Genomic DNA, 11,236 nt, shown 5'->3' with positions numbered 1-11,236 from the left:
ACTCCGCAACGAGCCGGATAAGGACGCTCACACGCACCCACCCACCGTGGGCGCACAGGGTGTGCGTCCCGACTCAACCGACCGGATACCCGCTGCGAGCGCTGGACACACCGCGCCCCGAGGCCGCAGTCGCGGCCGGGCGCTCAGAAGCAGCCGCGGCCGGGCGCTCAGAAGCGGTCGGTGGGCCGGTACAACCCCCACACCTCACGCAGCGTCCCGCAGACCTCGCCCACTGTCGCCCGGGCCCGCAGCGCCTCCTTCATCGGGTACAACACGTTGTCCGTGCCCTCGGCGGCGGCCCGAAGGTCGGCGAGCGCCCGCGCCACCGCGTCGGCGTCCCGCTCGGAGCGCAGCCGGGCCAGGCGGTCGGCCTGGGCCGCCTCGATCGTCGGGTCGACCCGCAGCGGCTCGTACGGCTCCTCCTCGTCGACGGTGAACCGGTTGAGCCCGACCACCACCCGCTCCCCCGAGTCGATCTCCTGGGCGATCCGGTACGCGGACTGCTCGATCTCCCGCTTCTGGAAACCGGCCTCGATCGCGTCCACCGCCGAGCCGTGGTCGGCCACCCGCTCCATCAACTCGACGGCGGCGGCCTCGATCTCGGCGGTCATCGCCTCCACCACGTACGACCCGGCGAACGGGTCGACGGTGGCGGTCAGGTCCGTCTCGTAGGCCAGCACCTGCTGGGTACGTAGCGCGAGCCGGGCCGCCTTCTCGGTGGGCAGCGCGATCGCCTCATCGAAGCTGTTGGTGTGCAACGACTGGGTGCCACCGAGCACGGCGGCCAACCCCTGCACCGCCACCCGAACCAGGTTCACCTCCGGCTGCTGGGCGGTGAGCTGCACGCCTGCGGTCTGGGTGTGGAACCGCAGCATCATCGACTTCGGATCCTTGGCGCCGAAGTCGTCCCGCATCAGCCGGGCCCAGATCCGCCGGGCGGCGCGGAACTTCGCCACCTCCTCCAGCAGCGTGGTGCGGGCCACGAAGAAGAACGACAGCCGGGGCGCGAAGTCGTCGACGGCGAGCCCGGCGGCCAGCGCCGCCCGTACGTACTCCACCCCGTTGGCCAGGGTGAACGCGATCTCCTGCGCGGGCGTCGCGCCGGCCTCCGCCATGTGGTAGCCGGAGATGGAAATGGTGTTCCACTTCGGCACCTCGCTGCGGCAGTACGCGAATGTGTCGGCCACCAGGCGCAGCGACGGCTTCGGCGGGAAGATGTAGGTCCCCCGGGCGATGTACTCCTTAAGGATGTCGTTCTGGATGGTGCCGTTGAGCGCCGTGCCCGGCACCCCGTTCTCCTCGGCGACGAGTTGGTAGAGCAGCAGCAGCACCGAGCCGGGCGCGTTGATCGTCATCGAGGTGGACACCTTCTCCAGCGGGATGTCGGCGAAGAGCAGCCGCATGTCCTCGATGGAGTCGATCGCGACACCCACCTTGCCGACCTCGCCGTGCGCGATCGGCTCGTCGGAGTCGTAGCCCATCTGGGTCGGCAGGTCGAACGCGACCGAGAGGCCCATAGTGCCGGCCCGCAACAGCTGGTGGTACCGCGTGTTGGACTCGGTGGCGGTGCCGAAGCCGGCGTACTGGCGCATGGTCCACGGGCGGGAGGTGTACATGGTGGGGTAGACACCCCGGGTGTACGGGAACTCGCCCGGGCTGCCGAGCCGGGAGTCCAGGTCCTCCGGAAGGTCGGCCTCCGTGTAGACGCCGTTGATCGGGAAACCGGACTCACTTGACCGCCGTTGGTTCATCCCCGGATGGTAGGACGCCTGGCCACGTCGCCGGGTGAGGGATACCGCACAGTGCGTCCCGACCGGTCGACACCAGGTGAACGACAGGGCACGTTCTGTCGACTTCGACAAACGTCCGTCGCGTCGGCTTTCGCATCGGGCGTCGGAACCAGCAAGATAGGGGGGTTGTGTCCCAGCCCCCCTCGATTTCCCCCGGTGGCTTTTCTGTGACTCAGATCCCGACGTGGAGCGGCGGACCAGTTAGTCCCGCCAACGGACGAGCGGCGCCCGGCACCACCATTGGTGGCCGGTACTCGCTGCGGTCCTCGGTGGGCAACGGCGGCATGGGCACGGTGTGGCGCGCCACAGACACCCTGCTGCGCCGTGACGTGGCGGTGAAGGAGGTCGTCCTGCCCCCGGGGCTGGCCCCCAGCGACCGCGACGCGATGTACGAACGCACCCTGCGCGAGGCCCGCGCCGCCGCCGCCATCCAGCACCCCGCGGTGGTGCAGGTGTACGACGTGGTCACCGAGGCCGGCCGGCCGTGGATCGTGATGGAGCTGCTGGACGCCCGCAGCCTCGCCGACATGGTGATCGAGGACGGGCCGGTCGCGCCCCGCGCCGTCGCCAAGATCGGCATCGCGCTGCTCGGCGCGTTGGAGGTCGCGCACGCGATCGGTGTGCTGCACCGCGACGTCAAACCCGCAAACGTGCTGATCTGCACCGACGGGCGCTGCGTGCTGACCGACTTCGGGGTCGCCCGGATGCCCACCGACGTGCAGCTCACCACCCCCGGCATGGTGCTCGGCTCGCCGCACTTCATCTCGCCCGAGCGGGCCATGGGTCAGGAGTTCGGCCCGCCCAGTGACCTCTTCTCGCTGGGTGTGACGCTCTACACCGCGGTCGAGGGGCGGCCCCCGTTCGACAAGGGCGACCCGATCGAGACCATGCACGCCGTGGTGGAGGACCCGCCCGCCCCACCGCAGCGCAGCGGCCCGCTGACCCGGGTGCTGATGGGTCTTTTGGAGAAGGACCCGGCGCGCCGACTCGACGTGCACACCTCCCGGGCGATGCTGCGCGAGCTGCTCGCCGGCCCGCTGGGCAGCACGGCGACGGCTGTGCACTCGGTCACCGACCCGTACGCCGTGGTGCCGGTGCAGCAGCGCCCCATCCCCGTCCTCCCGCCGGCCCAGCCGGAGCCGAAGCCGGACAGCCAGATCGGCGGCCCGGCGATGCTGGCCCCGGGCGAGTCCCTGACCGACCGGCTGGCCGCCTTGCGCCGGGGCGAGCGCCCCCCGGCAGCTCGCGCGGCCGGCGCCACCGGTGGGCTCGACGAGACCAGCGCCGACGCGTTGGCCGGCCCACTGCACACGCCGACCGGCGCGATGCCGACCCCCGGCCGGCCGGCGGCCGGGCGCACCTACGGCGGCAACGCGGACGCCACCCAGCGGGTGGACGCCGGCGGACACCCCGACGCCACCCAGCGGGTCAACTACGGCAGCCCGGCCGACGCCACCCAGCAGGTCGGGTACGGCGGCGCACCGGAGGCCACCCAGCGTGTCGGCGGCACCTACGGCGGCGGCAACCAGTGGTCGGTGCCGGGCACCGGCCAGCCCTGGGCCACCACTCCCGCCGCTTCGGGTGGCAGCGCGCTGGACAAGGTCCGGGCCACCGGTGGTCAGCTCGTCACCACGGTCAAGGGCTGGCCGCGCAAGGTGCAGCTCGCCGCGGCCGGCGGTCTGGTCGTCGTGTTGCTGCTCACCGCGGTCGCGCTCTCCAGCGGCGACGACCCCCCGCCGAACACGCCGGCGGCGCAGCCCACCGCGTCGTCCGCCCCGGTGGCTCCCACTGTCGAGATGCAGGAGCACACGTCCCGCGGAATCCAGGTCATGGTGCCGAAGGGCTGGAAGAAGACCACCGGCGGCTCGTACACCGACTACGTCGACCCGGCGGACAGCGGCCGCAAGGTCCGCATCATCACCGAGAAGTGGAGCAGCAGCTCCACCCGGTGGGCCGAGACGGCCGAGAACGGCCTGAAGACCCGGAGCACCTCCTGCGTCAAGCCGTACAACCAGATCTCCTCCACCGAGACCGAGCTGGCCAGCAAGCCGGCAGCGGAATTCGAGTACACCTGCGGTGAGGGTGACGCGATGCGGCACGGCGTCTGGCGGGGCGTGGCGCAGGACGGCAAGGCGTACTCGTTCTACCTCACCGCCACAGACGCCAAGTTCGCGGAGAGCAAGCCGATCTTCGAGGAGATGGCGCGGACGTTCCAGCTCACCGGAAACGGCTGAGCCGGAGGGAACCCACAGGGGTGATCCGTCGCCGTGCTATCAAGGGGCATGGCGGCGGACACCACTGACATCGACGACATTCGCGAGCAAGCCCGGCGCTGGCTGGCCGACGACCCCGACCCGGCCAGCCGGGACGAGCTGACGGCGGTGCTCGACGGGCTGCCGGCGAGCGCCCCGGAACTGGCCGACCGGTTCGCCGGCCCGCTGACCTTCGGCACGGCGGGCCTGCGCGGCCCGCTGCGGGCCGGCCCGAACGGCATGAACCTCGCCGTGGTCACCCAGGCCGCTGCCGGCCTGGTCACCTGGCTCGCGGCCCAGGGTGGCACCGGCCCGCTGGTGATCGGGTACGACGCCCGGCACGGCTCCCGGCAGTTCGCGGAGCGCACCGCCCAGGTGGCCACCGGCGCGGGCCGCCCGGCGCTGCTGCTGCCTCACCCGCTGCCCACCCCGGTGCTGGCGTACGCCGTGCGGCACCTCGGCGGTGTCGCGGGCGTGATGGTCACGGCCAGCCACAACCCGCCGCAGGACAACGGCTACAAGGTCTACCTCGGCGCGGAACTGGGCGGCGAGTTGGGCGCGGGCGCCCAGATCGTGCCGCCCGCCGACGCCGGTATCGAGGCGGCCATCCGATCGGTCGGGCCGCTGGCCCAGGTGCCGTTGGGCGAGCCCGGTCAGGTGCTCGGCGACGACCTTGTCGCCTCGTACGTCGAACGGGCCACCGCGGTGATCGAGCCGGACGGGCCGCGGGATCTGACGGTGGCCTACACCCCGCTGCACGGGGTGGGCGCGGCGGTGCTCACCGCCGCCTTCGCCCGCGCTGGCTTCCCGACCCCCGGGGTGGTGCCCGACCAGGCCGAGCCGGACCCGGCGTTCCCCACCGTGTCGTTCCCCAACCCGGAGGAGCCCGGTGCGGTGGACCGGCTGATCGCCCTGGCCGACTCCACCGGCGCGGACCTCGCCATCGCCAACGACCCGGACGCCGACCGTTGCGCTGTGGTCGTCCGGGACGACAGCGACGGCTGGCGGATGCTGCGCGGCGACGAGGTGGGTGTCCTGCTCGCCGACCACCTGATGCGCCGGGGGGTGACCGGGCTCTACGCCACCACCATCGTGTCGTCGTCACTGCTGCGGGCGATGTGCGCGGCCCGGGGCCTGCCCTACGACGAGACGCTGACCGGCTTCAAGTGGATCGTGCGGGCCGGCGGCGGGAGTGCGCCACTGGTCTTCGGCTACGAGGAGGCGCTCGGTTACTGCGTCGCCCCGGAACACGTCCGGGACAAGGACGGCATCACCGCCGCGCTGACCGTGGCCGAGTTGGCCGCCGGCCTGAAGACGCAGGGTCGTACGCTGACCGACCGGCTGGACGAGCTGGCCGCCGAGTTCGGCGTACACCACACCGACCAGCTCTCCGCCCGGGTGGACGACCTGCGGGTCATCTCCGACGCGATGGCCCGGATCCGGGCGGCCACCCCGGCCACCCTGCTCGGGCAGCCGGTGGACAGTGTCCGGGACCTGCTGCCCGAGTCGGACGTGGTGATCCTTCGGACCGCGGTGGCCCGGGTGGTGATCCGCCCGTCCGGGACCGAGCCGAAGCTCAAGGCGTACCTCGAGGTGGTGGAACCGGTCGAGGACGGTGACGTCCAGACGGCCCGCAGCAGGGCGGCGTCGGCCGTCGCCGCCCTGCGCGGCGAGATCGCCGCAGCTCTGGGGCTCTGACCGGCGCGCGGGGTCAGCGGCGCGGGCCGAGGGCCTGGTCGACGGCCTTGGCCAGGGCGGCGACGACCAGGCCGACTGACGGGCGGACCACCGAGTCGTCGGTGCTCACCTCTCCGGAGAACCCGGCGCCGGTGGCGATCTCCGTCAACCGGCGACGGGCGTCGGCGGCGGCCTCGCCGCTCACCCCGAGCGCGGACTCCATCCGGAGCACCACGACCAGGGTGGCCAGCGCGGCGGTCCGCTCGTCCGGGGCTGCCGCGCCGGTCAGCGCCTCGGCCAGCCGCTGCCGGGTCTCCGCCTCGACGGAGGAGTCCACGACCGGGTAGCGGTGCACGTGGATGAAGCCCAGCTCGGTCTCGTCGATGTCCCGGACGACACCCTGCCGGCACAGGTCGGCGAGGATCCGGTCGCGCAGGCCGTGCCGCAGACGCTGCACCCAGGACGCCGGGGTGTGCGGGGTGTCGGCGGTGATCCGGCTGAGGACATCGTCGCTGAACGGCTCGCCGGTCGGCGTCGGGTCGATCACCGTCAGGGATCCGTCGGCGTACGCGATCCGGCCGGCCAGGGCCAGCTCGACCAGCACCGCGGCGGCCATGCCCAGGTCCAGGCTGATCCGTGGCATGGTCGCCTTGCCGGTCGTGTCGTCGTAGGCGAGGAGCAGCAACTCCTCGGCGAGCGCAACACCAGTCATGGCCGGAGACGGTAGCGGGTCCACGCACCGCGCGCACGGACCCGCCGGACCCGGCACCGACCGGGTATCCCCTCAGAAGCGGGGCATGCCACCAAACTGGCGGTCGCCGGCGTCGCCGAGGCCGGGGACGATGAACATGCTGTCGTTGAGCCCTTCGTCGATCGAGGCCGTGACCAGGCGCAACGGCAGGCCGGAGCGCTCCAGCCGCTCGATGCCGACCGGGGCGGCGAGCACACAGAGCACTGTGATGTCGGTGCAGCCCCGATCGGCCAGCAGCCGACAGGAGTGCTCCAGCGAACCTCCGGTGGCCAGCATCGGGTCGAGCACCAGCACCGGCAGCCCGGCCAGGTCGCGCGGCAACGACTCCATGTACGCGCGGGGCTCGTAGGTCACCTCGTCGCGGGCCAGGCCGACGAAGCCCATCGACGACTCGGGCAGCAGGCCCAGCGCGGCGTCCGCCATGCCCAGGCCGGCCCGCAGCACCGGGACCAGCAGCGGCGGGTTGGCCAGCCGGGTGCCCTCGGTGCCGGTGACCGGCGTCTGCACCGGGTACCGCTCGACGGGGAAGGTGCGCGCCGCCTCGTACACCAGCATGGTGGTCAGTTCGTGCAGCGCCGCCCGGAACGTCGAGGAATCGGTGCGCGCGTCCCGCATGGCGGTCAACCTTGACTGGGCCAGCGGGTGGTCAATGACGTGTACGTCCACGATCGCTCAACCTACCGGTCCGTACCGCGCGGCGGTGCGGGTGCGGTCGGACCAGGGACGTCGCTCACGTCGGCAGGTCACCGAGCGCTCGTGAGCAAGATCACTCGGCGGTCCGGTGCGTAGACTTCTCGGCATGACGGCGACAACGACGTCGGCCCGGTCGGAGCTCTCCGAGCTGGGACGATCCGAGACCGCTCTGCGGACCTTCCTGCACGGCCTGCCCGGCGTGGACCAGGTCGGCGCGGAGCAGCGGGCGGCACAGCTCGGCACCCGCTCCATCAAGACCACCGCCAAGGCCCAGGCAATCGACCTGGCGATCCGGATGGTCGACCTGACCACCCTGGAAGGGGCGGACACCCCGGGCAAGGTGCGCGCGCTCGCCGCGAAGGCGCTGCGCCCGGACCCGGCCGACCCGTCCTGCCCGCACGTCGGTGCGGTCTGCGTCTACCCGGCGATGGTTCCCCACGTGGCCGAGGTGCTGCGGGGAAGTGGCGTGCACCTGGCCAGCGTGGCGACCGCGTTCCCGTCGGGCCAGGCGCCGTTGGAGATCAAGCTGGCCGACACCCGGGCCGCCGTCGCGGCCGGCGCCGACGAGATCGACATGGTGATCAACCGGGGCGCGTTCCTGGCCGGGCGCTACAAGGAGGTCTACGACGAGATCGTGGCCACCAAGGAAGCCTCCGGGGATGCCCACCTCAAGGTGATCCTGGAGACCGGCGAGCTGGCCACCTACGACAACGTCCGGCGGGCCTCCTGGCTGGCCATGCTGGCCGGCGGCGACTTCATCAAGACCTCCACCGGCAAGGTCCCGGTCGCGGCGACGATGCCGGTGACCCTGGTGATGCTCGAGGCGGTCCGCGACTTCCGCGAGGCCACCGGGCGGCAGGTGGGCGTGAAGCCCGCCGGTGGCATCAAGACCACCAAGGACGCGATCAAGTACCTGGTGATGGTCAACGAGACCGTCGGCCCGGACTGGCTCGACCCGGACTGGTTCCGCTTCGGCGCGTCCAGCCTGCTCAACGACCTGCTGATGCAGCGCACCAAGCTGACGACCGGCACCTACTCCGGTCCCGACTACTTCACCCTGGACTGATAGCCGATGTTCGAATACGCCCCCGCCCCCGAGTCCCGCTCGGTGGTGGACCTCAAACCCTCGTACGGGCTGTTCATCGACGGTACGTTCGTCGACCCGACCGACGGTGGCAGCTTCAAGTCGATCAACCCCGCCTCCGAGGAGGTGCTGGCCGAGGTAGCCGAGGCCGGCCCCCAGGACGTGGAACGCGCGGTCCGCGCCGCCCGCAAGGCGTACGACAAGGTCTGGGGCCCGATGTCGGGCCGGGACCGGGCGAAGTACCTGTACCGGATCGCCCGGCTCATCCAGGAGCGCTCCCGCGAGCTGGCCGTCCTGGAGTCGCTGGACAACGGCAAGCCGATCCGGGAGAGCCGCGACGTCGACCTGCCGCTGGTCGCCGCGCACTTCTTCTACTACGCGGGCTGGGCCGACAAGCTCGGTCATGCCGGCTTCGGCCCGAACCCGCAGCCGATCGGCGTGGCCGCACAGGTCATCCCGTGGAACTTCCCGCTGCTCATGCTGGCCTGGAAGATCGCCCCGGCGCTCGCCGCGGGCAACACTGTGGTGCTGAAGCCGGCCGAGACCACCCCGCTGACCGCGCTGCTCTTCGCCGAGATCTGCCAGCAGGCCGAGCTGCCGGCCGGTGTGGTCAACATCCTCACCGGCGCCGGCGACACCGGCCGCGCGCTGGTCGAGCACCCCGGCGTGGACAAGGTCGCCTTCACCGGCTCCACCGACGTGGGCCGGGCCATCGCCCGGTCGATCGCCGGCACCCGCAAGAAGCTCACCCTGGAGCTGGGCGGCAAGGCCGCCAACATCGTCTTCGACGACGCACCCATCGACCAGGCCGTCGAGGGCATCGTCAACGGCATCTTCTTCAACCAGGGGCACGTCTGCTGCGCCGGCTCCCGACTGCTGGTCCAGGAGAACGTGGCCGACCGGGTGCTGGAGTCGCTGAAGCGACGGATGGCTCAGCTCCGGGTCGGCGACCCGCTGGACAAGAACACCGACGTCGGCGCGATCAACTCGGCCGCCCAGCTGGAGCGGATCCGCGAACTGTCCGACGCCGGCTCGGCCGAGGGCGCCGAGCGCTGGTCACCGCCGTGCGACCTGCCCGACCGGGGCTTCTGGTTCGCGCCGACCATTTTCACCGGCGTCACCCAGGCACACCGGATCGCCCGCGAGGAGATCTTCGGCCCGGTGCTGTCGGTGCTCACCTTCCGCACCCCGGCCGAGGCCGTGGAGAAGGCCAACAACACGCCGTTCGGGCTGTCGGCCGGGATCTGGACCGACAAGGGCTCCCGGATCCTGTGGATGGCCGACCGGCTGCGCGCCGGCGTCGTCTGGGCCAACACCTTCAACAAGTTCGACCCCACCTCGCCGTTCGGTGGGTACAAGGAGTCGGGCTACGGTCGCGAGGGCGGCCGGCACGGGCTGGAGGGCTACCTCAATGTCTGAGCGGGTCGCGGTACGCAAGACGTACAAGCTCTTCATCGGCGGGAAGTTCCCGCGCAGCGAGTCGGGACGGTCGTATCTCGTGCAGTCCTCGAATGTGTCACTGGCCTCCCGCAAGGACGCCCGGGACGCGGTGGTCGCCGCCCGCGCCGCCGTCAAGGGCTGGGCCGGCGCGACCGCGTACAACCGGGGTCAGATCCTCTACCGGGCCGCCGAGATGCTGGAGGGCCGCCGCGAACAGTTCGTCGCCCTGGGCATCCCCGGCGACGAGGTGGACGCCGCGGTCGACCGCTGGGTCTGGTACGCCGGCTGGGCCGACAAGCTCGCCCAGGTGTACGGCGGCGCCAACCCGGTCGCCGGCCCGTACTTCAACATCTCCGCGCCCGAGCCGACCGGCGTGGTCGCGGTGGTCGCCCCGGAGCGCCCGGCGCTGCTCGGCCTGGTCAGCGTGATCGCCCCGGCGATCGTCACCGGCAACACAGTGGTGGTGGCGGCCTCGCCGAGCGAGCCGCTGGCAGCGGTGACGCTGGCCGAGGTGCTGGCCACCTCCGACCTGCCCGGCGGTGTGGTCAACATCCTCACCGGCGCGATCACCGAAACCGCGCCGACGTTGGCCGCGCACATGGACGTCAACGCGATCGACCTGACCGGGGTCACCGACGCCGCGCTCGCCACCGACCTGGAGGTCAAGGCGGCGGAGAACCTCAAGCGGGTGCTCCGACCGGCCCCGGCCGACCACGACTGGACCGGTGACCCGGGGATGGCGCCGATGACCGCGCTGTTGGAGACGAAGACGGTGTGGCACCCCAAGGGGGTGTGATCGTTTTCCTCGTCCTTCTGGGTTTTCCGGGGGAGCCCCGCCCGCTCCGGGCGGTCAGGCTTGATCCCTGCGCGGGCGGGGCTCCCCCGGAAAACCTGACGTGGGCCGGGTTCGTCGGGTGGGTCAGCTCAGGGGTTCTGCCTCGGGTAGGGCGGCCCCCCAAAGTGCGGTGATCATGGGGTTGGCGGGGGTGTTGATCTCCTGGGGGTCGGTCAACCTCATGATCGCCCGGTGGGGTGGGTGGGGGTCTACTACCGGGGGTAGGATTGGTTTGTGACTCGGTTAGGCGATCTTGAGCGTGCGGTGATGGACGTGCTGTGGGACGTGGTTCCCGGCACGTCGGACGGGGTGACCGTGCGCGAGGTGGCCGACGCGCTCGATGGCCGTGAGTTGGCATACACCACGGTGATGACCGTGCTGGACCGGCTCGCCGGCAAGGGCATGGTGCAGCGGGAGCGGGAGGGTCGGGCCTGGCGGTACCGTCCGGCGGCCAGCCGCGAGGCGCACATCGCTCAACTCATGCTCGACGCCCTCGATCTGGGTGGCAGCCGGGACGCCGCGCTGGTGCGGTTCGCCCGCTCGGTGACCGGCACCGAGGCCGAGGTGCTGCGAGCAGCCCTGGGCAGCGAGGCCGGCCTGACCGGGCCGGGCTCCACCGGCAGTGACGCGGGCGGGGCCGACGCCCTGACCGATCGGGTGGACGGGCCGGCGGGCCGACGGCCCGCCGGCGAGGCAGCGGAGCGGTAGGGCGCA

The 11,236-nt window shown here is 71.9% G+C and carries 9 protein-coding genes; 6 read left to right on the top strand and 3 right to left on the bottom strand.

What is annotated here, in order from left to right:
* Positions 1–167: 167 nt before the first annotated feature.
* Positions 168–1,751 carry an acyl-CoA mutase large subunit family protein gene (locus ACQRWP_RS32255; RefSeq protein ID WP_430499936.1) on the bottom strand — a complete coding sequence of 528 codons (1,584 nt, stop codon included), beginning with the start codon at positions 1,749–1,751 and terminating at the stop codon, positions 168–170.
* Positions 1,752–1,957: 206 nt separating this feature from the next.
* Here ACQRWP_RS32255 and ACQRWP_RS32250 point away from each other — a divergent pair, with 206 nt between their 5' ends.
* Together ACQRWP_RS32250 and ACQRWP_RS32245 are read left to right on the top strand one after the other, a co-directional pair.
* Positions 1,958–4,024 (top strand): serine/threonine-protein kinase, encoded by a 2,067-nt coding sequence (locus tag ACQRWP_RS32250; RefSeq protein ID WP_430499935.1) that lies wholly within the window; start codon positions 1,958–1,960, stop codon positions 4,022–4,024.
* 48 nt (positions 4,025–4,072) lie between these two features.
* A complete protein-coding gene (locus tag ACQRWP_RS32245; protein ID WP_430499934.1) occupies positions 4,073–5,740 on the top strand; it encodes a phospho-sugar mutase in 1,668 nt (555 codons plus the stop codon).
* Between the two features lie 13 nt (positions 5,741–5,753).
* On the opposite strand, the gene ACQRWP_RS32240 is transcribed toward ACQRWP_RS32245, so the two are convergent.
* Together ACQRWP_RS32240 and upp are read right to left on the bottom strand one after the other, a co-directional pair.
* Positions 5,754–6,431, bottom strand: a complete 678-nt coding sequence (locus ACQRWP_RS32240; protein WP_430499933.1) for a GOLPH3/VPS74 family protein — start codon at positions 6,429–6,431, stop codon at positions 5,754–5,756.
* A 72-nt stretch (positions 6,432–6,503) separates the two neighbouring features.
* Positions 6,504–7,136, bottom strand: coding sequence for a uracil phosphoribosyltransferase (gene upp / locus ACQRWP_RS32235; protein ID WP_091394488.1), 633 nt, complete (start codon positions 7,134–7,136; stop codon positions 6,504–6,506).
* A 133-nt stretch (positions 7,137–7,269) separates the two neighbouring features.
* Between upp and deoC the strand changes: the two genes are divergently transcribed.
* From deoC to ACQRWP_RS32215, 4 genes are all read left to right on the top strand, one after another.
* The gene (gene deoC, locus ACQRWP_RS32230) at positions 7,270–8,229 is read left to right on the top strand and encodes a deoxyribose-phosphate aldolase (protein ID WP_430499932.1); all 960 of its coding nucleotides are present in this window, start codon (positions 7,270–7,272) and stop codon (positions 8,227–8,229) included.
* Between the two features lie 6 nt (positions 8,230–8,235).
* Complete coding sequence (locus tag ACQRWP_RS32225) at positions 8,236–9,666, top strand: aldehyde dehydrogenase family protein (RefSeq protein WP_430499931.1); 1,431 nt, start codon at positions 8,236–8,238, stop codon at positions 9,664–9,666.
* The gene (locus tag ACQRWP_RS32220; protein ID WP_430499930.1) at positions 9,659–10,483 is read left to right on the top strand and encodes an aldehyde dehydrogenase family protein; all 825 of its coding nucleotides are present in this window, start codon (positions 9,659–9,661) and stop codon (positions 10,481–10,483) included. Before ACQRWP_RS32225 ends, ACQRWP_RS32220 begins: the two co-directional genes overlap by 8 nt.
* Positions 10,484–10,756: 273 nt before the next feature.
* Positions 10,757–11,230 carry a BlaI/MecI/CopY family transcriptional regulator gene (locus ACQRWP_RS32215; RefSeq protein WP_112679098.1) on the top strand — a complete coding sequence of 158 codons (474 nt, stop codon included), beginning with the start codon at positions 10,757–10,759 and terminating at the stop codon, positions 11,228–11,230.
* Positions 11,231–11,236 lie beyond the last annotated feature (6 nt).

Source organism: Micromonospora trifolii (genome assembly GCF_050516465.1).
GTDB lineage: Bacteria > Actinomycetota > Actinomycetes > Mycobacteriales > Micromonosporaceae > Micromonospora > Micromonospora trifolii.
The sequence above is the reverse complement of the archived record's forward strand: the minus strand, read 5'-3'. Positions and strand labels throughout refer to the sequence as shown.